Origin of the sequence: Alteromonas sp. OM2203, from assembly GCF_048517045.1 — a bacterium.
GTDB classification, from domain to species: Bacteria; Pseudomonadota; Gammaproteobacteria; order Enterobacterales; family Alteromonadaceae; genus Alteromonas; species Alteromonas gracilis.
The window spans coordinates 4,414,397-4,435,079 of the sequence record NZ_CP183209.1 but is presented as its reverse complement, the minus strand read 5'-3'; the positions used below and the strand labels follow the sequence as shown (position 1 = coordinate 4,435,079).

The following is a 20,683-nucleotide window of genomic DNA, read 5'->3' as shown; positions in this document are numbered from 1 at the left end:
ACAGGCCCTTTATAAGATAGGATAAGCAATCGATAAACAGCTAACGTTTATTTTTTCGCTTTAGCAAACGCATCGGCAAAAGCATTACCCATGGCGCTGTTTTGCGGCTGGCTATTGCGGTTGCCGCCACCTTGATTTGAACGTGGATTGGCGTTGGAACGGCTAGACGCTTTGTGCTGCGCTTTGCCTGCACCTTGGTTATTAGCCCCTTTACCTGAACCTGATTTTCCGCCAGCATTGTGGCCTTGCGATGGCGTATCGTCTAAACGCATAGTGAAGGATATACGCTTGCGCGGTACATCTACTTCAAGCACCTTTACTTTAACGATATCGCCCGCTTTAACCACCTCGCGAGGGTCTGAGATAAACTTGTTAGTCAGTGCGGAAATATGCACGAGTCCATCTTGATGCACGCCCACGTCAACAAATGCACCAAAGTTAGCCACATTGCTGACCACACCTTCTAAGATCATACCTGGCTTGAGGTCGTTTATGGTTTCAACGCCTTCTTTAAACGCGGCAGTTTTAAACTCTGGGCGAGGATCACGCCCTGGTTTATCCAGCTCTTTTAGAATGTCTTTAACGGTGGGTAAACCGAATGCATCGTTGGTAAAGGTTTCTGGCGACAGACTTTTCAGTAACTCTGTGTTGCCAATGATGTCGTTTACCGCAACAGCGGTAGTATCTACAATTCTATCTACCACTGGGTAAGCTTCCGGGTGAACCGCAGATGCGTCAAGTGGGTTTGAGCCGTTTACAATGCGAAGGAAGCCTGCCGCTTGCTCAAAAGCTTTTGGACCCAAGCGCTCTACTTTCAATAGTGCTTTGCGGTCTGGGAACGCACCGTTGGTATCTCTGAAATTAACAATATTGTGGGCTAATGTCTTGTTGAGGCCTGACACATAGCTTAACAGTGCCGGCGATGCGGTATTTAAATCAACACCCACCGCGTTCACACAGTCTTCGATAACACGGTCAAGGGATTTGCCCAACTGACTTTGGCTAACATCGTGCTGATATTGACCCACACCGATGGCTTTAGGCTCAATCTTAACCAGCTCTGCAAGCGGGTCTTGCAGGCGTCGCGCAATTGAAACCGCCCCACGAATTGACACGTCTAGGTCAGGCAATTCTTTTGAAGCAAGCTCAGAAGCAGAATATACCGATGCGCCCGCTTCGCTAACCATAATTTTCTGTGCGGTCAACTCGCTGTTGTTTTTAAGCATTTCGCCAACCAGTTTGTCGGTTTCGCGAGAGCCTGTACCGTTGCCAATGCTGATTAAATCGACTTTGTACTGCTTACACAGTGTGGTAAGCGTGCGAATAGACTTATCCCACTGATTTTGTGGCGCGTGTGGGAATATGGTATTGGTTGCGACTACCTTACCTGTGCTGTCTACCACAGCCACTTTAACGCCGGTTCTCAAACCCGGATCGAGACCCATAGTGGTTTTTGCACCTGCAGGCGCTGCCATTAGCAGGTCGTTCAGGTTTTTGGCAAACACTTCAATAGCTTCTTCTTCAGCGCGCTCTCTAAGTGCGCTGAATAGTTCTGTTTCCATATGTAAACCAATCTTTATTTTCCACGTCCACTGTACTACCTGAGCGAGGAAGTCGTCTGCACCACGACCGCGGTGCATAATATCGTAGTGGCTCGCAATAATATGTTCGCAGTGCGACGGGCCTTTTTCTTCTGACTGGGGGTCGGCATCCAACTGAATGTGAAGCATACCTTCATTACGGCCCCTGAACATGGCAAGAGCGCGGTGAGAAGGTACCGTTTTATATTTCTCACTGTGCTCGAAGTAGTCTTTATATTTCGCAGCTTCCTGTTCTTTACCTGGTGCAACCGTACTTTTCACATGTGCGTTTTCGATAAGATAATGACGTACTTTTGCAAGGAGTGAGGCGTCTTCTGCAAACCGTTCCATGAGGATGTAGCGAGCGCCCTCCAGTGCTGCTTTTGTATCTGCGATACCACCGTCAGCATTTACGTATTCACTTGCTGCACTTTCAGCATCAGTGTTTGGGTCGTTAAATAACGTATCTGCAAGAGGCTCTAGGCCGGCTTCTATCGCTATTTGACCTTTTGTGCGTCGACGAGGCTTGTAAGGTAAGTACAAATCTTCAAGCGTCGTTTTACTGTCTGCACTGCCAATACTTTTTTTCAGCACATCGGTAAGCTTGCCTTGTTCTTCAATCGATTTGAGAATGACGTCGCGGCGCTCTTCCAACTCACGTAAGTAGGTTAAGCGTTGTTCGAGAGTACGTAGCTGCGTGTCATCAAGACCTTGAGTCACTTCTTTTCTATAGCGAGCAATAAACGGTACGGTAGCCCCTTCATCAAGAAGCTTTACGGCGGCGGTTACTTGCGAAGGTTGAACGCTAAGTTCATCTGCAATTTTATTGATAATCATAAGTCGCTCTAAGATACTAAAAATTCGCGCAAGGCGCTGGCGAATAAACGGTGTGTGAAAGGCTTATATACACAGCGTCGGTAGTGAAAATAGGAGCGGTGAGTATATCACCGCCGTGTATGGGAAGTCGTCTGATCATTGGGGTTTAAAGGGTAAACAAGTGGCGTTTGTCATTGGTTAGAGTTTGTCTGTTGCATCGTACCAAATTCGATTGATCCACCATTCTTTTACTCCCGCTTCTGTTTTAACAGTAAACTCATCGTCTTCTTCTTTTCCAAGAAGCGCGCGGGCCATAGGAGAATCGATAGAAATGTAGTCCTTGCGGCCAAATATTTCATCATAACCGACTAACCGAAGCTCCATTACTTTTCCTGCCTCATTCTCAATTTCAACCCACGCACCAAAGAAAACTTTCCCTTCTTGCTGCGGATCGTAGTCCACAACTTTAAGGTTTTCCAAGCATTTGCGAAGGTAGCGAACACGGCGGTCAATTTCACGCAGTTTTTTTTTGTTGTACTGGTAATCGGCATTCTCGCTTCTGTCCCCGAGGCTTGCAGCCCACGTCACTTTGCGAGTAATTTCTGGCCTTTCTTCACGCCACAAGAAGTCTAATTCTTGTTTAAGCTTTAAGTAGCCCTTTCGAGTGATAAGCGGTGTTTTCACAATGTTCTTTACGTATCCCTGCTAGTTACCCCTACTTTATGTGGGTAATGCGGTAAAACGCAATCTTTGGCTGTCGGAAAAAGTGACAAAATGGGTAGTTTGAATAATTATTGAACATAAACCTTTTAACGAATGTCACAGTATAAATAAATGTCAAACCTGTAGGGGAAGCGAATGCGCAATGAGACACCTGTGTTGTACCGCCGAAGGTCGGGAAAAGAACCTCTTCAAATTAGCGGTACTATCATTGGTTTTATGCTGTTTTTAAGCGGCGCGCTGTTATTGCTGTATGCGTTACTTGATATTGTTGTTCGCTTAAACAGCTTGAGAACCGTGTTATACCTAATTCTGGGCTGTACTATGTATAAAGTGGGGCAGTCTTTGTTAAACCACTTTGCCACATTTAAAGTGCACACCGAAAGGCGGCGTGCTCCTCAGCGTTAAAACCTTTAGTTGTAAGCTGTGATTTTTAAGTCGAATTTGTTACAAGAAAATTGCAGTTTGGCCGTGAATAAATGGCATTTTAGACTAAACTTAATAGTGTAATTCGAGGCACCAAGCATATTGAATAACCCACTTTATTATTTGGGTACGCGCGTGGTGAAAATCCACTGGCTCGTAGGGAAAAGGTAAGCAAGGATCACGCTGACTCACTAAAACAAAAAAGCCGACGCTATGCGTCGGCTTTCTCTTTTCTAAAGCGGTTGCTTATTCCGCTGGTGCTTCTGCTTCAGGTTTAACTACTTCTAATAGCTCAACATCAAAGATTAGCGTTGAGTTAGGAGTGATAGCGCCAGTAGAGCGCTGACCGTAGGCAAGTTCAGATGGAATGTGGAAGCGATATTTCGCGCCTTCTTTCATCAACTGCACGCCTTCGGTCCAACCAGCTATAACACGGTTAAGTGGGAATTCAGCAGGTTCGCCACGCTTGTATGAAGAGTCGAACTCTGTACCGTCGAGCAAAGTACCACGGTAGTGAACTTTTACCATGTCTGTCGCTTCTGGGCTTGCGCCTTCGCCTTCTTCAAGTACTTCGTACTGAAGACCAGACTCTGTAGTCACTACGCCTTCCTTCTTACCGTTTTCTTCTAGGTAAGCTAGGCCTGCTTCAATGTTTTTCTCAGCGGCTTGCGCAGCCATTTCTTGCTGCTTAGCTCGAAGTACTTCTTCGCCTTGTTGAGCGATTTGCTGAATTTGCTCTGGCGTAAACTTAAGGGTGTCGTTAAGGCCGTCTTTAAAGCCTAGTTGCAGCGCATCTTGGTCTAAAGTTAAACCTAGCTGTTCTTGCTGCTCCGCACGGTTGCTAACAAATAAACCCATGCTTGCGCCCATTGCATAAGCTTGCTTTTGTGTATCTGTCATTTCTTCTGCTGCAACAGCAGTGGTTTTTGCACTATCAGCGCTAGTAGAAGCGGCCTCATCAGATGTATTTGGCTGGCAAGCGAAAAGGCCTAGCGCAGCGATAGTAGATAAGGCAACGAGCGACTTCTGCATAAAAACGTCTCCATTAATTATTATCATCATGCGTCTATGTCTATACTGCTGCATCTAAGGCAGTGTGCACGATAGTTAAAGATGCGTGATCCATGCTATGTTAAACCTAGCGTTTACAAAGCGAAACCCATTTGATTATGTTTAGGCCTCAAATGTTCCAGAGAATAGTGTTACTCATCTTACTTATTGGCAATTCCATGGGATGTTCTGTCCCTGATACTACGCCAATACAGCAGTGGCGTCATGTAGAAGAAGGTGCTTATGCTGCCGATATTTCAACGGATGGCACCTTGGCCGTGGTATCTGGCGTAAATAATGGAATAAATGTATGGCGAATAGGACAAAGCGAACCCTTGTTTCATTGGAGCCATCAGGGTGAAGGCAACAATTTAGTTATGTCGGTTCACATCAGTGCAGATAAACGCTATGTAGTTACTGCCGATAGAGAGGCATTTGCCCTATGGAGCTTAGAGACTGGAGAACCAGAAGGCTTCTGGCGTATCGATGAAGCGTCTATTCGAGATGTTGCTGTGACTAACAATGGCAACGGGATATTAGTAGCCCGTTCAAATGGTAAGGTTATGTATTTCGAACCTCGCACTTCCCGACGCCTAGAGTTCTTTGGGCATCAAGAAAAAGTCAATTCAATTGATATTTCTCCTAATGGAAAGTACGCCCTTACTGGCGGCAATGACTATATTGCATACTTATGGAGTACCGACACGGGCCAGATAATTCATACGTTTACTCACCCAACCCGCGTCACTAAAGTAGCGCTAGATGATGAAGGGCGGTACGCGTTTACCGCAGACAGTCAAAGTAAATCCCAAGTATGGGACGTACAAACAGGGCAGCCAGTGACGGCCCTTAAATTTGCTTCTCGGCAAAAAATATTTACAGACGTTGAATTTTCAAAAGACGGTCGTTACTTACTTACTGGCTCTCCCGCGAGAAAAGTCTATTTGTGGGATTTGAAAAGTGGAGAGCAAATTCAGTCAATCCAAGTTGCCTCTAGAGAGTCTATTTCGCCACCTACCGCAGTTGTGTATGGCGTCGCCTTCCTCCCCAATGATAATATAGTGTCTATTAGCAGTAGTGGTCTCGCCGAAGAATGGCAGCGAGAGAGATAGAGAATATTCATGACAGACAAAAGTGCTGAACAGTTACAGCAGCAAATTGACAGTGCCAATGGGTACATTGAAGAGCTGCAAACCAAACTTGCGTTTCAAGAGCATACAATAGAAGCGTTAAACGATGCATTGTCCTCGCAACAAAAGCAGCTAGATGAATTAGCCTTTAAAGTACGTCACTTGATTGACCGTATTAGATCCATAGAACCTTCTAATATTGCCAAACAGTCGGAAGAAACACCGCCTCCGCACTATTGATAAAGGGGTAATGTATTCAATGCATTAAAGACGCAGGGGCTAGTCTATCTCGTTATGACTTAGGCTAACTCTTCATTTTGGCTATTTACTATTATGCAATACACTGCGTCCATCATTTACAAGGCTCCGCTTAAGGAGTTGTTTTCAGAAAATTTAAAGAGTTAGTTATGAGCGATTTTGATATGGATGCATTTGACAGCATCGACTTTGATTCATTAGAACAGTCAGTAGCCGAAAAGCAGGCTGAAAAAGAGAAACAAGAAAGCCAAGAGATTGAAAGCATGCGCGATGGTGCAAATGATTGTGGTGATAGCTGCACCATATGACTGTTTGATTTACATCATCCAGCCTATTCCCTTAGGACTGGGTGTCGCGAGAACACCGCTTTTGCTACCCCTCAGCGGTGTTGTCTACCTCTTCTAATCGCTCAAGCTCTATACTTTCTTCCACATTTCCCTGAAACGCTTTTACAAATGCGTTTTTCAAGATGGCAGTAAACGCTTCCCAGGTCTCTGTGTCTGGGCTAGATAAATCCCCTTCGATAGGAATACGGGTAGCGACCTGATCTTCACTTTGATTTTCAAAAAGCTCGGTGACAAACGCTGATAGGGCTTCGATACTGCCTTCAATTAAACCGTCGCCATCACGCTCAATATCGCCTTTCCAAGAAAACACTTCCACGTTGTGTAATATAGGTTTGATATAGCCTTTAACCTTACCCTCGTTGGAAGCAACTTCTGCCGCAAGGGTAAGAGTACCTGCTTCTAAATCGAAGGGTGCATACGTATCGAGAAGGTTTTTAAAATTAACTAAGCCCACGTTATCTGCTTGTATATCGATATCAAAAGTAGGGGCTTTGGTGTCCGGGTTAAGTTTAGCATCAAGTGAAATAGTGCCCTGTTCGGCGGTTTGACCGGTAGCTTTAGCGGTAGCAACTCGTGTATCGGATAGATTATCGCTGTTTACCAAGTTATTAATTTCAAGCTGAATATCGTGAAGGGCGATATCAATCACAGGCGACGTATCAGGATTATAAAAAGCAATTTTCCCGTCATTAATAGCCAGCTTGTCTATTCGTAGTGGGAAAAGTTGGTCGGCGATAGATAGCCAATTTTCATCTTTTCCTGATTGACTGGATTCACTGGTGTTGCCATCTACAAAATTGATCTCGGGCCCATTGACGACGACCCGGCCGACTGCTGCTCCTTTCATAAGCTGTGACCAAGAAAGTGTAAATTCCACATAGTCTGCTTTAAATAAGGGCCTTTCAACTTCGCCGTTTGCTTTATAAAGCAACACATATTCTAAACTGTAAGCACCGCGCCACAGCATAAGGTCAACATCACCAACACGCCCGTCGTACTTGTCTGACTGACTTAGCGTCGTGTTGATATAATTGGCTGCGGCGTAAGGTAGATATAAACGAACGGCGATAAGTGCCAGTAATAACCCCGCTAAACTATATCCAATACGTTTTTTTACCTGCTTCATAATTCACTCCTTGTGACCTGTGGATACAAAAAGTATACCCAAAGTGCCGATGGTGAATGAGAAGTAGCAAAAGCCCTATTGGCGTGCTATCAAGTAAATAATAACGCTAGTGCGGCGCGTTGATAGCGCACGCAAGAAGGTTTAAGAGGTAAGATTTACCGAATAACAGGTAAGAACGCTAGTGAGGTTTAAAGACACCTATCACATTTTCGTTTGAGCGAGTTGCAGCACTCACTTTCTCGTCGGTTTGGGCTTCGTTGTAGCCACACGCTACGCACTCTAACTTTTCAACATTATTTTCATAATAAAGTGAAATAGTGTCTTGCTCTTGGCATTTTGGGCAGGTTGCTCCAGCAACAAAGCGGCGTTTTACACGATTTGACATACATACACCTTTAAGAAATTTCGTCGTTATTATACCGTGAAATACTATGCGTTGATCAGCTTTTACCTTAAGTTTTTGATATTATACGCGCCCTTGTTTGTTCCATCACAGGTTACTCATGATTAAGCTTTCTAACGTATCGTTACTGCGCGGTCGTAAAATGCTGCTAGAAGACGCGTCTGCGCAGGTTTTTCCGGGCCATAAAGTGGCGCTAATTGGCAGTAATGGTTGCGGGAAATCCACCCTTTTTGCGCTATTACGCAATGAGTTAAGCGTAGATGCGGGTGATTGCAGCGTGCCGAGTGACTGGCGTATTGTGAGTGTGGCACAGGAAACACCGGCTACTAACAGAACTGCGATAGACTATGTTGTTGATGGCGACAAACATTTACGTTCATTACAGGCTAACCTAGAGGCCGCTGAAAAAAGCGGTGATGGCGTTCAAATTGGCCAAATACACGGTCAATTAGAGCAAGCTGGCGCGTACGATGTTGAATCCCGAGCGGCGACGATCTTGTCAGGCCTAGGATTTACCAATACCCAGTTGAGTGCGCCTGTAACAGACTTTTCCGGCGGGTGGAGAATGCGCTTAAATCTGGCGCAGGCACTACTTTGCCCGTCAGACCTTCTGCTGCTGGATGAACCAACAAACCACTTAGATTTAGACGCCGTTATATGGTTAGAGAAGTGGTTACAACGCTATGCTGGCACTCTCCTGTTGATATCTCACGACAAAGCTTTCATTGATAACACCGTTGCTCAAATTATTAGTGTAGAGCAGCAAAAATTGATTACTTATACGGGTAACTACTCAGCCTATGAGACCCAGCGTGCAGAGCGTATTCGCTTGCAGAATCTAGAGTATGAAAAGCAGCAGCAAAAAGTAGCACACTTGAATTCGTTTATTACGCGATTTAAAGCGAAGGCGAGTAAAGCAAAGCAGGCGCAAAGTCGTATTAAGCAGTTGGAAAAAATGGAAACTTTATTGCCTGCGCATATGGCTAGCCCCTTTAGCTTCTCTTTTGCCCCACCTACTGCGTTGCCCAACCCGCTCGTGCAAATGGAAAAGATCCAGCTGGGGTATGATGATCATATCGTACTGCAGCAGGTGAAATTAAACTTGGTGCCAGGCAGCCGGATTGGGCTTCTAGGGCGCAATGGACAAGGTAAATCGACGCTTATTAAACTACTTGCTGGTGTACACTCGCCTAAGCAAGGTATTTTCAATACTGCTAAGGGTCTAAAAATTGGCTACTTTGCACAGCACCAATTAGAAACATTGGATGCGAATGCCACGCCGCTTTTGCATTTGCAGCGTATTGATGAAAAAGCAACAGAGCAACAATTACGCGACTATTTGGGCGGTTTTGGATTTAACGGTGATGAAGCGTTAGCCCCTGTAGCACCCATGTCGGGCGGTGAAAAAGCGCGTCTTGTGCTGGCATTAATTGTTTATCAAAAGCCAAACTTGCTGTTGCTGGATGAGCCTACAAACCATTTAGACCTAGAAATGCGCCATGCGCTTAATATCGCCCTTCAAGGTTTTGAGGGTGCCATGGTACTGGTATCGCATGACCGCTTCTTGCTTTCATCGGTGTGTGAAGATTTCTACTTGGTAGATAGCGGCGAAGTAGAGCCCTTTACAGGTGATTTAGATGATTATCGAGATTGGATTTTAAAGCAGCAAGCAGCAGAAAAAGCTAAAGCTAACAGCGAAGCGAAAATTGCAAACAGCGATGATAAAAAAGCAGCGCAGCAAGAAAACGGCGTGCAAAATAAGCCGGAACGTAAAGTAGACCGTAAGGAAGAAAAACGTCGGGAAGCCGAGTTTAGGCAAAGTGTCGCGCCGCTTAAAAAAGCCATTGAGAAACACGAGAAGGCGATGGAAAAATACAGTGCAGCACTTGCGGAAGTCGAACAGTCTTTAAGCGATACATCCCTTTACAGCGATGATAAAAAAGCAGAGCTTTTAGCCTTGCTCGACAAGCAAACTCAACTCAAGCAGCAGCTTGAAGAGGAAGAGATGGCCTGGTTAGATGCCCAAGAACAAATTGAGCTAAAGCGAGAAGAGTATGACAATGCAATCGCTTAATCTCGAACCTGGTGTGTTTTGGGACTACAGTGTGTCCCGCTACACCAAGGGAAATATGGCGCCACTTGCAATATTACTGCAAGATAATCACAACGTTAATGTAAACGTATTACTGCTAGTAGGCTGGTGTCTTGAGAACAACTTCATTATAAACCTGCCTCAACTTAAGGCGGTAATAGAGGCCTCAAGTTCCGTTGAAGAAAAACTTAAGGTTCATAGAGCCAAACGTAAAGCGGCTCACCCTGACAAGGGGGCAGGCCCGGCCGTTTACGCTGCGCTGAAAGCTGAAGAGCTTGAGCTTGAGCGCGAGCAGCAGCGCGATATCGTAGCTGCTTTTAATGAACAATCAGTGGTTCATCTAGGGCAAGCTCAGTTGACGACAGGGTCGGTATTTAATGCGTCTGTGGCCGCGTTTATCAATGCATATGGTCTTCGCGATAATGCTGAAGCCCGTCGTCTTGTCAGCCTAGTGATTAAAGAATTATCGTAAAAGAATAAGAAAATAGAATGAGTAAATCAGCGCTTTCACATGGAAAGATTGTAAAAAGTAGCTTTAAGGTGCCTGGATGGGCCAAGAACCGCCATGTGCAGACGATTTGGCCGCGCTTCATTCAAAAGCGTTTACCTTTGTCTTACCACATGGAGCGATTAACACTACCTGACGATGATTTTGTCGATGTTGCTTGGGGGCCTAAGCCACAAGAAACCTCGGGGATCGTTGTTATGTTTCACGGTCTCGAAGGCAGTATAAGGTCGCATTACGCTAACGATATGATGGCTCAGCTATCAGTCAATGGGTGGCAGGTGGTGATGATGCACTATCGTGGCTGCAGCGGCGTACCGAATCTTAAAGCAAGAGCGTATCACAGTGGTGAAACGGAAGACCCGAGCTTTTTCTTAGAGTGGCTGCACGAGAAATTCCCACGAATCCCAAAAGTGGCTATTGGTTTTTCTCTTGGCGGAAACATGTTGCTGAAGTTACTCGGTGAGCATCCAGCTCAAAAATGGCTAAAGGCCGCTGTTGCTATATCTTCTCCGCTCAAGCTTTCCGAGTGTGCAAAGTCTATTAACCAAGGCTTTTCAAGGGTATATCAGAAGTATCTGCTTACCAGTATGAAAGACACACTGCGCAAAAAGATGGAGTACATCGACTATCGCAAACTCATTCAGCTAACGAAAAGCGATGTAAATAATATTACCAGCTTTACCCAGTTTGATGAAAAAATCACGGCACCCCTTCACGGTTTTGCTGACGCCCAAGATTATTATGAAAAGTGTAGCGCTTATCATTTCTTAAGTGCAATTCACTGTCCCACGTTAGTACTGCACAGCATTGATGATCCGTTTATGAACCATCTTATTGTGCCCAAAGAAGAAGAGCTTGCCCGCAATGTAACGGTAGAGCTGAGCGAGCGTGGTGGACATGTAGGGTTTATGCAAGGCTCTATACTGAACCCGAAAGTGTGGCTGCATGAGCGTGTGAAACGCTTTGTCAGCGAAGCGTTGCCCGTTAATTCCACCTGTAGTTATGTAAGCCGCTAAATCGCGATGTTTTTGTCGTAAAAATTGCAATCTACGTTCTTAACGAGGAGTTTTAATGATAGTTCCCATCGACGCGCTAGAAGCCGATACGCTTTACAGCTTGGCCGAATCTTTTGTACTGCGCGAAGGAACCGACTATGGCGAAGAAGAAGTGTCTTTAGACGTTAAAGTCCAACAAGTCTTAGAGAGACTTAAGTCAGGTGAAGCCGTGCTAGTTTACTCAGAACTTCATGAAAGCGTGGACATAAAAAGAAAAGAAGATATTCAGCCGAGTGACGAGACTGAATAAACAAAAAAGCCGGGTCGAGCAACCCGGCAACCTTCCTGAGGAGAGGGAGGCTTAAAACGCGTATCGTGCAGTGACCTGCATAATATCCAAATCATCAATAATGCGGTAATTCGCACCGACTGCCCATTGAGGGGTGATATAGTAGTTAGCGCCTACTCTGAATGTAGCTTCGCCGTCGTCAACATCGTAGTAACCCACTTCACCCGCTAGCTCTACTTGCTCTGTAATCATTGAGCGAAGACCTGCGTTAATGCTGTAGCCTGTTTCGTCGTTTACATCACCGTCAATGCGCTCTAAGTTTGCGCCGAAATACGCGTCGGTAGTGGCATTTACAGGTAAACGATAGCCGGCGCCAAGGGTTAACATATCGAAGTCGAAGTTACCCTCTTCAAAGAAGCTGTATTCACCGTTAAGGTACCAGTTGCTGTTTAAAAGGTACTTACCGTTAACGGTCAAACCATCTGGCTCGAATGACTCGTTGTCATCAAAGTCCATCTTAGTGTAACCACCTTCCACATAACGCCAGTCTGGTTTGTCTGCCATAGCTGAAAGAGGAAGTGTAGCTGCAGTCAGTGCTGCCGTGATAAGTGTGATTGCTTTGCGCATGTGATAACTCCTTAAATGTTCAGCAGCCCGCTTAATATTAAAAAGCGTGTTTAGCACGCCCTAAACCGGACGTTGCGAACTGCCGGATTGATGAACACAAAAAACAAATTTCCTTTTGTGACATCGTTATTCTTTCCATAAAGAACTCGCATCAGATTTGATCATCAAGATGACGTTCACTAGAAACTTTGCAAAGGCTTTGCCAACAGCAGCATGTTGCTCAGAATTTTTTGTGTGAATTTCTCATAAGTAATTGATTAAAAAATAAAAAACACCCTGTGGTTTAAAGGGGTACCCCATTGATTTATGTAAGGAAGCTAAGAGATTGTGCATTCTCTAAACATTTTGGCATGACTAACTGTCTCTAAAAAACAACAGTTATCCTTTTGTCTAGGTCATCGGACGTTCTTACACACTGGTAATAGGGCCAGGTTTAAAATAAGTTTTTTCGCAAATTGTTGTAAGTAAAAGCAAAAAATCACTCCTGGCGCTCACACTATCGTGTTGGAACGCCTTTTGCTGATATGCCTACGAGTTATCCAATTTTCACCTTTGCCATTTCGGCATGGAATTCGTGGGAATTCGTGATTAAAAAGCAGGTAATCACGAGGGTGGAAGGAAAGTAGTAGAGCACCTTTTCGAGTTTGAGCAGAAGTAACCACGTTGGTTTTGTGCACTTATCCGCTGGGAAGCGACGAACCACACTTATGTTCACCATCACTTGGATGACTATTGTTTTCAAAAGGAGAGGACAAATGGCTAAGCCAGTTTTATTTTTCGACCACGTTTCACAAAAGAGTGCAAAGCATTCACGTAAACACGTGCTATCACGCATTCTTTTAGCGATGACCAGTGTTATCGCACTCGTTAATTTTCAGCAAGTCATGGCAATCGAGGTTAACGACAGCAATCAGCCTCAAAAAACGTCACCGGTTTTACAGTCAATTATCGATGCTGCGCGCGATTCGGCAACGCAAAGCTATGAGCAGGATGATCATGGATTAAACAGTAAGTTAAAAGAGATAGATTACACCACCTATCGGTCGATCCGCTTTAAGCCAGAACAGAGTTTATGGCACGGCGAGAACGACTATGAACTGCAGTTTTTTCACCCTGGCTTTTTATATGAATACCCAGTCACTATTCACACTATTGGTGGGGATAACAAACCAGAGCGACTTGCGTTTAATAGTGAGATGTTTAACTACGATGGTTCTGCATCGAACTTGGCTGGATTGACCGACGAAAAGTCTGGTTTTGCGGGATTTCGCGTTCATTATCCAATTAAGAGCGAAGGGTACAAAGATGAATTCGCGGTATTTCTAGGTGCGTCATACTTTCGCCTTGTGGGGAAAAATCAGGTTTATGGCATTTCAGCTCGAGGCTTGGCTATTGATACGGCGTTGGCGAAAGGCGAAGAATTCCCTCATTTCACCGAGTTTTGGATAATTGAGCCTAGCGAAGGTAAGCCGATAACAATTTATGCACGTCTTGAAAGCCCCTCAGTAGCTGGCGCGTATAAATTTGTCATTCAGCCAGATATTGACACTAGTGTAAAAGTGGAAAGCTGGCTATTTGCTAGAGATGATGTGAGTAAGCTTGGTATTGCACCGTTTACCAGTATGTTCTTGTATGGCGAGAACACTGAAAAGCGTCATGATGACTATCGCCCCGAAGTACACGATAGCGATGGTGTGCTTATGGTCACTCACGCAGATGAAGAAATTTGGCGACCGCTTACTAACCCAGCCCGCTTGCAGGTTACCTCTTTGAGCGATGCAAATCCTAAGGGGTTTGGCATGCTTCAACGCGATGATGAATGGGATAATTATCTAGATGCCGAAGCCAATTATCATCTACGTCCAGGCCTTTGGGTAACACCTGAAGCTGGTTTTGAGAAAGGCCGGTTAGAAGTGGTAGAAATTCCCACTAAGTCTGAGATTCACGATAATATCGTCGCCTTTTGGACCCCCGAAAAGCCGTTTAAGTCAGGAGAGTCCCTCTACTTCGCTTATGAATTGAAGACCGTAGAGCAGAATCCATTTGTAAGTAAACTCGCGTCTGTAGTACGTACCCGTCAGGGCAAAGCTGTGCTACCCGGCGACGAGTTCAAAAACGACAGTTTAAATACTACTAGACAGTTCAGTGTAGACTTCAGCGCTCCTTCTTCAGTGTCTTTTGATGACAAGTCAATGAAGCTTATTGTGCAGGGCACTAACGGCACAATTTCAAAGCAGCGTCTTTATCCTGTTGCTGATGGTCAAGAATGGCGTGCCACGTTTTTCGTAAAACCTAAAGAGAAGCAAACCGTTGATATGCGTGCATATATTGAGCACGACGGTAAACGTGTAAGCGAGGTTTGGAACTATGTCTATCAACCAAAATAACCCCGTGAACACATCATCTAACGAGGCTAAAGCCGTACCTCAGGTTAAAAGTGACGGCGCGGTGCGTCAATCACATTTCATCTTAAAAGGAGAGCATATGCGTTTGTTCATCATGGCAATGCTGGTTATTCCAAGTACGGCGCTGGCCGGTTGGAGTTTGTACGAAATATTTTTACCTAATGGGCTGACTAATTTAGAAATTGCGCAGTTAGGATTAGGGCTTACCCTGTTTGCATGGCTATGTATGGCTTTTTGGACCGGTATAATCGGTTTCTTTCTACAACTTTTTAATATCGACCCGCTTAGCTTACGGAAAAAACAAGCGCAGCCTAGTGCTGATATGCCACTGACGCAGAAACACGCTATCGTAATGCCGGTGTATAATGAAGATACCCGTCGTATTATGGTGGGGTTCGAGGCCTGTATTCGCGAGCTGATGGAAAGCAAAAATAGCGCTCAGTTTGATTTTTACATGCTAAGTGATACCCGTGATATGGAAAAGGCCGATGCTGAACTGCGCGCTTTTACCCGTCTAAAGAAACGCTTAGGTGCGTTCTCAAATCAGGTTTTTTACCGTCGCCGCGAGCAAAATCTTCATAGAAAAGTGGGCAATCTAAAAGAGTTTTGCGAACGCTGGGGGGCTAATTACGAGTCAATGATTGTGCTTGACGCGGACAGCGTTATGACCGGAGAGCGGATGCAAGATCTTGCTCGTCGTATAGAAAAAAATCCAGATACCGCGCTAGTGCAAACTATTCCAATGCCGGTGCGCCAGAACACATTTTTTGGTCGCTTTGTACAGTTTGCGGCCCATTTATATAGCCCAATGCTTGCCACTGGATTGTCATTCTGGCAGACCGATAGCGCCAACTATTGGGGGCACAATGCCATCATTCGTATTGCGCCTTTTATGCAGCATTGCGGGCTTCCTACACTTGAAGGGCGAGCCCCATTTGGTGGCGAAATATTAAGTCATGACTTTGTAGAAGCCGCTTTATTGCGCCGTGCTGGGTGGCAGGCCTACTTGCTTACCGATACAACAGGCAGCTACGAAGAAGTACCAAGCAATATTGTTGATTACGCCATTCGCGACCGTCGCTGGGTGCAGGGCAATATACAGCATTTGGGGCTGCTTAATGTGAAAGGCCTTAAAATGGCGAACCGTCTGCACTTTTTATTTGGTGCTTTCGCTTATATTTCTTCACTCATTTTATTTTGCATGTTGGCGTTGGGCACGGCCGATGCGTTAATACGTGCAACGTCAGTACCGGAGTTTTTCGTCTCTGAGTATCAACTTTTCCCAAGTTGGCAAGTGGCTCGTCAAGACATGATGATGGTGACGATGTGGGGAACCGCAGCGCTTCTGTTTTTACCGAAAGTGCTGGGTATTGCATTAGCGTTAATTAAGCGTCGCAGCGAGTTTGGCGGAGCGTGGTCATTGATCAAAGGCGCCGTTGTTGAACTGGCCATGGCTGTGCTTATTGCTCCCCTTATGATGTTCTACCACAGCTATTTTGTGATCAGTGTTTTTGTTGGTCATTCCGTTAAGTGGGAAGCGCAAGAGCGTGAAGGACGTAAGGTACCTTGGAGCGTTGCAATTAAACATACGCAAATCATGAGTTGTCTAGCAGTAGCGTGGGGAGTCACCACATTCTACTTTACGCCCTCGCTGTTTATGTGGCTGCTACCTGTGTTAGTAGGCATGGTATTGGCCGCGCCTGTTATTCGTTTAACAAGCAGTGACAAGCTAGGCGTAATTATGCGGAAGTGGGGAGTATTCGTTATCGATCAAGAGGTTTACGAGTGCAAAGCCCTCAAGCGTCTACGCGTAGCGATGCACTATTTTGCAATTACACAGCATAAAGCAGAGGTGCCCACACTGCCAGATAATGTATGGCAAAGTATGCCGGTGCAGGCGCTTGGTGAAAAGCCTTTACCTATGCGTTACAGATTGCCAAATAGCGCCCACTAAGTATTGAGTAATACGAGCATAAAAAAACCGCACTCAATGTGCGGTTTTTTATCTATGCGGACTGGTATCAGGGAACAACAACCTTAACTGAAAGTAGTGCAGGCAAAAGCTGGGTTTCTTCCCCCAATTTGCCAACCTGTTACTGTTCAAATGTTACTGAAAATGTCACAGGAACCGTTGTTGTGATGCTTTTAAGGCCAGCAATTTTTTGAAGTGCAGCTACGCCATCAGCAAGACCGAAAGATTCAGCTTTGATAAGCGTAGGTGCTGTGGTTGATACTGATAACATATCGTCACTGACCTTACTGGCTTGCACAGAAAATGAAGTAGGTACCGCTTTACCATGTAGCGTTAGTATACCGTTCACTTTTCCATTAACTACATCACCTGTCTGAAGATTCATCATCGATTCAGGTAAGCTTGCTTCAAAGGTCGCTTGTGCAAATTTCGTTACGTTAAACAGCATCTCCTGCATCCGCTCGTTACGAATATCAATTGCCGTATTAACCGACGACAAATCCACAGCGACGCTGAGTTTACCGCTATCAGACAACGATCCCTCGAAGCTATCAAATTTATGAATTTCTGTAACTTGGGCGTTTTTCGTTGATAAAAAATGTAGCACACTGGTTTCGCCGTCAATTGACCAATCGGCTGCAGCAGGGAACGCTAGCCCACAAGTCAGCAATGCTGCCGATAACGTGCGAATACGTGTAATAATCATAGGTTACTCCTTCTACTATTGGGTTCCATCTGGCTTGATTTAACCACGACCAGAGTAATGAGGCCCAGCAACATTACCACGCTATTATACGTTGGTTAGCACGCTGCGCTATCAGTTTGATACGCGCTAATGCCGATGCGGGTTTACAAAATCATTATACTGGACAACATCTTGCCATGGCACTCGTTGATCGCCCATTACCACAAAATCTGGGTTCTCTAGCGAATGACGTTGGTTATAGGTGAGAGGTTCAAAATTTGCAGCTGCAATACTGCCGCCTGCTTCAGAAACAATACACTGAGATGCCCCCGTGTCCCATTCGCCAGTGATGCCAATACGCATAAACACGTCTGCTTTACCTTCTGCGATAAAGCACGCTTTCAGCGAACAACTTCCAAGAGGGAGGGTTTGATATACCCGTTTTGCGCACATTCTACTTAGTACTTTTTCTCGCGACTGACGACGACTGATAGCGATCATAACAACGCTATTTTTAGGGTCGTCTAACTTACGCACTTTGATCGGGTGATCACCATCTGGCGATGATTTAAATGCGCCCTGGCCTTTTTGAGCGTAATACAGTGATTGTCCGGGAGGCCAAAATATAACGCCAATGGTTGGTTCGTTATTTTCGATCAAGGCAATATTTACGGCAAAGTCGCCGCTTCGTGCAATAAACTCTTGAGTGCCGTCGATCGGGTCTATGAGCCAATATCGCGGCCAATGCTTTCGCTCTTCTAAACTTGCGTGTTTATTTTCTTCAGAAAGAATGGGGATATCAGGTGTAGCGGCTTTTAGGCGCTTGTTAATGATATCGTTTGCCAGGTAGTCTGCGCTGGTGACAGGGGATTCGTCTTCTTTCTGGTAAGCGTCAAACTCACCTTTGTCGTACACTTCTAATACGGCTTCGCCAGCTTCAACGGCAATTTTTTTTGCAAGTTCTAGTAGGTCGGCATGGGCGTCATCGGGCATAGTTTATTGTTCCTTAAACCACTTTTGAGCTAAAAACAGCGCAGCTATGCAGCGTGCTTCTATAAAGTCTTCTCTAGCAAGTAAAGCATCTGCTTCATCTAAAGGCCAATGAATCACCTCGAGAGGTTCAGGCTCATCACCTTCTAGTTGCTTAGGATACAAGTCGCGGGCTAGTACGATGGTCATGTTGGCATTAAAGAAGGTTGGTGCCATACTCACTTTATGAAGCTCAATAAGGTCGTTGGCAGCAAAGCCTGCTTCTTCTTGAAGCTCGCGATTAGCTGCTTCAATGGCGGTTTCGCCTGGGTCAATTAAACCTTTCGGAAAACCAAGTTGATACGAGTGCGTTCCAGCGGCATATTCACGAATTAACACCATGGTGTTTTCATCTAGCATTGGCACAATCATCACCGCGCCTCTGTTACCCCCAGCCATGCGCTCAAACTCACGGGTGGCACCATTGGAAAACTCTAAGTCTAGGCGCTCTACCCTAAAGAGTTTACTCTGGGCAACGATTTCACGAGAATGAATTTGTGGTAACGGTTTGTTCGGATCAATTTTCGGCATGTCTCTCGCTACAACTTTGTTATCATACTTGTATACAATTTATTAGCTTACTTCATTATAAGGAAAATCGCTTGCCCTTTCTGCCCTGGAATGAAATAGATACTGTACTACTCGATATGGATGGAACTCTGTTGGACCTCCATTATGATAATCAGTTCTGGCTGCACCATTTACCTAAGCGTTTAGCGGAGTTGCGAGGCATTTCAGAAGCACAAAGCCAACAGGAAATGTCAGAGCGTTATGAAGCAGTGTTTGGTCAAATACAGTGGTATTGCTTAGATTATTGGGCTGAGTCACTGGCTTTAGACTTAGAAAATGAATTTATGCCGTTGAAACGGGAGCTCGCTCATTTACTTGCACTTCGAGAAGATACCATCCCTTTTCTAGATGCTCTGCATGCATCTGGTAGAGAAGTCGTGCTGGTAACTAATGCCCATCCCAATAGTTTGGCTCTCAAGATAGAGCATACTCAGCTTGACGCCCACATTGATAATCTGATTTCTACCCATGAGTTTGGGGTTACCAAAGAGTCTCAGCTGTTATGGGAACGTTTACAAAAGCGGGTGAAGTTTGATGCCAACAGAACGTTATTTGTTGATGATTCACTGCCGATATTGAATGCGGCAAAAACCTACGGAATTAAACATTTATTGGCCGTTGATAATCCTGACAGCACCCTGCCAAATAGAAACATTAGTGAGTTCCCTGCGGTGCGCGATTATCGTTTGATGCTTGAAGATATCGAAGCAAATCCAGTGAGTAATGCTGCAAAAAAACGTTTTTAAAGGAAGAAAGTAAATGGTCTCCGATACAATTTATGTTGGCTCAATAAACCCTGTTAAGATTAATGCTGCATTAAATACCCTATCTGACACCCTAGAACATGATTTCGATGCGCAAGGTATGGCAGTTCCAAGTGGCGTGCCAGACCAGCCAATGAGTGAGGACGAAACCCGTTTGGGGGCGATAAATCGGGTTAAAGCTATGCTAGCTCATCACCAAGGTGGGTTGACCGATGCCTGGTATGTGGCTATCGAAGGGGGAGTGGATGTTTTTGAAGATGGCCCTGCAACATTCGCTTATGTCGCTATATACCATGAGGGTCATTGGTCAGTAACAAGAAGTGCCAGTTTGCCCCTTCCGGTTAGCGTTTATCAGGCGCTTCAGCGAGGCGAAGAACTAGGGTCGGTAATGGACAAACTGTTTGATATGACGAATGTTAAGCAAAAAGGTGGTGCAATCGGTCTGCTTACGTTGAATCACGCCACACGCCAAAGTGTGTATGAAGTCGCATTAACGTTGGCCATGGCTAAATTTCACTTTCCCGATCTCTACACCGATTAGTCGCTGCATCATAACTTTGTTATGCAATTGCCATCTTATAGCTAAGTACTGAGCGCTCACAAAGGATAGCGATTTATTGTGAGCCTTGATCGAAATATTTGACTAACTTACCTTGTTGTACCAGTACGCCTAGATAATCACCCACCCAGCGAGACTTAACGTGTTCGTAATCGCGGCGTGTTACCGCATGTATTGATACTAATATTGTCTACTGCGTCGCTCTGAAATCTTTACCGCGTTAAGTAATCTTTTCTGATCTACGGTGTTATTTTTTTACCATCAGTTTGTTTTTATCTCTGCAAGGTATTGAATTAATTTGAAAATAATTCAATTGTCACCTTGGCTTTCTA

Annotated in this window: 21 protein-coding genes; 12 read left to right on the top strand and 9 right to left on the bottom strand. The window is 45.0% G+C overall.

Going from position 1 to position 20,683, the window contains the following annotated elements; genetic code table 11:
- Nucleotides 1-47 precede the first annotated feature (47 nt).
- Together ACM0P2_RS19435 and greB are read right to left on the bottom strand one after the other, a co-directional pair.
- Nucleotides 48-2,417, bottom strand: coding sequence for a Tex family protein (locus ACM0P2_RS19435; RefSeq protein ID WP_159118632.1), 2,370 nt, complete (start codon nt 2,415-2,417; stop codon nt 48-50).
- 177 nt (nt 2,418-2,594) lie between these two features.
- On the bottom strand, nt 2,595-3,080 hold the full coding sequence (gene greB, locus ACM0P2_RS19430; protein WP_105932470.1) for a transcription elongation factor GreB: 486 nt from the start codon (nt 3,078-3,080) through the stop codon (nt 2,595-2,597).
- A 174-nt stretch (nt 3,081-3,254) separates the two neighbouring features.
- Here greB and ACM0P2_RS19425 point away from each other — a divergent pair, with 174 nt between their 5' ends.
- Entirely contained in the window at nt 3,255-3,524 is a 270-nt protein-coding gene (locus ACM0P2_RS19425; protein WP_183043327.1) for a hypothetical protein, read from the top strand.
- A 264-nt stretch (nt 3,525-3,788) separates the two neighbouring features.
- On the opposite strand, the gene fkpA is transcribed toward ACM0P2_RS19425, so the two are convergent.
- Entirely contained in the window at nt 3,789-4,574 is a 786-nt protein-coding gene (gene fkpA, locus ACM0P2_RS19420) for an FKBP-type peptidyl-prolyl cis-trans isomerase (RefSeq protein ID WP_419227038.1), read from the bottom strand.
- A gap of 197 nt (nt 4,575-4,771) precedes the next feature.
- On the opposite strand from fkpA, the gene ACM0P2_RS19415 reads away from it, so the two are divergent.
- The 3 genes from ACM0P2_RS19415 (at nt 4,772) to ACM0P2_RS19405 (ending at nt 6,288) form a co-directional block, all read left to right on the top strand.
- Nucleotides 4,772-5,704 carry a WD40 repeat domain-containing protein gene (locus tag ACM0P2_RS19415; protein ID WP_419227720.1) on the top strand — a complete coding sequence of 311 codons (933 nt, stop codon included), beginning with the start codon at nt 4,772-4,774 and terminating at the stop codon, nt 5,702-5,704.
- Nucleotides 5,705-5,713: 9 nt separating this feature from the next.
- Nucleotides 5,714-5,962: a SlyX family protein gene (locus tag ACM0P2_RS19410; RefSeq protein ID WP_159118631.1), complete on the top strand. Its 249-nt coding sequence runs from the start codon at nt 5,714-5,716 to the stop codon at nt 5,960-5,962.
- A gap of 167 nt (nt 5,963-6,129) precedes the next feature.
- Nucleotides 6,130-6,288 carry a hypothetical protein gene (locus ACM0P2_RS19405; RefSeq protein WP_173359242.1) on the top strand — a complete coding sequence of 53 codons (159 nt, stop codon included), beginning with the start codon at nt 6,130-6,132 and terminating at the stop codon, nt 6,286-6,288.
- A gap of 64 nt (nt 6,289-6,352) precedes the next feature.
- On the opposite strand, the gene ACM0P2_RS19400 is transcribed toward ACM0P2_RS19405, so the two are convergent.
- Nucleotides 6,353-7,453, bottom strand: a complete 1,101-nt coding sequence (locus ACM0P2_RS19400) for a DUF748 domain-containing protein (RefSeq protein WP_419227037.1) — start codon at nt 7,451-7,453, stop codon at nt 6,353-6,355.
- A gap of 178 nt (nt 7,454-7,631) precedes the next feature.
- The gene (locus tag ACM0P2_RS19395; protein ID WP_105932473.1) at nt 7,632-7,838 is read right to left on the bottom strand and encodes a YheV family putative zinc ribbon protein; all 207 of its coding nucleotides are present in this window, start codon (nt 7,836-7,838) and stop codon (nt 7,632-7,634) included.
- A 118-nt stretch (nt 7,839-7,956) separates the two neighbouring features.
- Here ACM0P2_RS19395 and ACM0P2_RS19390 point away from each other — a divergent pair, with 118 nt between their 5' ends.
- From ACM0P2_RS19390 to ACM0P2_RS19375, 4 genes are read left to right on the top strand one after another with little or no spacing between them, the layout of a single operon-like run.
- Nucleotides 7,957-9,930, top strand: a complete 1,974-nt coding sequence (locus ACM0P2_RS19390; RefSeq protein ID WP_159118629.1) for an ATP-binding cassette domain-containing protein — start codon at nt 7,957-7,959, stop codon at nt 9,928-9,930.
- Complete coding sequence (locus ACM0P2_RS19385; RefSeq protein WP_159118628.1) at nt 9,917-10,420, top strand: TIGR02444 family protein; 504 nt, start codon at nt 9,917-9,919, stop codon at nt 10,418-10,420. Before ACM0P2_RS19390 ends, ACM0P2_RS19385 begins: the two co-directional genes overlap by 14 nt.
- Nucleotides 10,421-10,437: 17 nt before the next feature.
- Nucleotides 10,438-11,472: a hydrolase gene (locus ACM0P2_RS19380; RefSeq protein WP_173359241.1), complete on the top strand. Its 1,035-nt coding sequence runs from the start codon at nt 10,438-10,440 to the stop codon at nt 11,470-11,472.
- A gap of 55 nt (nt 11,473-11,527) precedes the next feature.
- Nucleotides 11,528-11,761 carry a YheU family protein gene (locus ACM0P2_RS19375; protein WP_105932476.1) on the top strand — a complete coding sequence of 78 codons (234 nt, stop codon included), beginning with the start codon at nt 11,528-11,530 and terminating at the stop codon, nt 11,759-11,761.
- Nucleotides 11,762-11,812: 51 nt separating this feature from the next.
- Here the strand turns inward: ACM0P2_RS19375 and ACM0P2_RS19370 are convergent, their stop codons facing one another.
- Complete coding sequence (locus ACM0P2_RS19370) at nt 11,813-12,367, bottom strand: outer membrane beta-barrel protein (protein ID WP_120962413.1); 555 nt, start codon at nt 12,365-12,367, stop codon at nt 11,813-11,815.
- A 755-nt stretch (nt 12,368-13,122) separates the two neighbouring features.
- Here ACM0P2_RS19370 and ACM0P2_RS19365 point away from each other — a divergent pair.
- A complete protein-coding gene (locus ACM0P2_RS19365; protein ID WP_173359240.1) occupies nt 13,123-14,754 on the top strand; it encodes a glucan biosynthesis protein in 1,632 nt (543 codons plus the stop codon).
- Nucleotides 14,735-16,726: a glucans biosynthesis glucosyltransferase MdoH gene (gene mdoH / locus ACM0P2_RS19360; RefSeq protein WP_173359239.1), complete on the top strand. Its 1,992-nt coding sequence runs from the start codon at nt 14,735-14,737 to the stop codon at nt 16,724-16,726. The genes ACM0P2_RS19365 and mdoH overlap by 20 nt, the downstream gene beginning before the upstream one ends.
- A gap of 139 nt (nt 16,727-16,865) precedes the next feature.
- Here the strand turns inward: mdoH and ACM0P2_RS19355 are convergent, their stop codons facing one another.
- The 3 genes from ACM0P2_RS19355 to nudE all read right to left on the bottom strand — a co-directional run bounded on the left by ACM0P2_RS19355 (nt 16,866) and on the right by nudE (nt 18,989).
- The gene (locus tag ACM0P2_RS19355) at nt 16,866-17,450 is read right to left on the bottom strand and encodes a YceI family protein (protein ID WP_159118623.1); all 585 of its coding nucleotides are present in this window, start codon (nt 17,448-17,450) and stop codon (nt 16,866-16,868) included.
- 126 nt (nt 17,451-17,576) lie between these two features.
- Nucleotides 17,577-18,422 carry a 3'(2'),5'-bisphosphate nucleotidase CysQ gene (cysQ, locus tag ACM0P2_RS19350; RefSeq protein WP_159118622.1) on the bottom strand — a complete coding sequence of 282 codons (846 nt, stop codon included), beginning with the start codon at nt 18,420-18,422 and terminating at the stop codon, nt 17,577-17,579.
- 3 nt (nt 18,423-18,425) lie between these two features.
- On the bottom strand, nt 18,426-18,989 hold the full coding sequence (gene nudE / locus ACM0P2_RS19345) for an ADP compounds hydrolase NudE (RefSeq protein WP_105932482.1): 564 nt from the start codon (nt 18,987-18,989) through the stop codon (nt 18,426-18,428).
- Between the two features lie 71 nt (nt 18,990-19,060).
- Between nudE and yrfG the strand changes: the two genes are divergently transcribed.
- Together yrfG and yjjX are read left to right on the top strand one after the other, a co-directional pair.
- Entirely contained in the window at nt 19,061-19,774 is a 714-nt protein-coding gene (gene yrfG / locus ACM0P2_RS19340; protein ID WP_105932483.1) for a GMP/IMP nucleotidase, read from the top strand.
- Between the two features lie 13 nt (nt 19,775-19,787).
- On the top strand, nt 19,788-20,333 hold the full coding sequence (gene yjjX, locus ACM0P2_RS19335) for an inosine/xanthosine triphosphatase (RefSeq protein WP_419227036.1): 546 nt from the start codon (nt 19,788-19,790) through the stop codon (nt 20,331-20,333).
- Nucleotides 20,334-20,683: the final 350 nt, after the last annotated feature.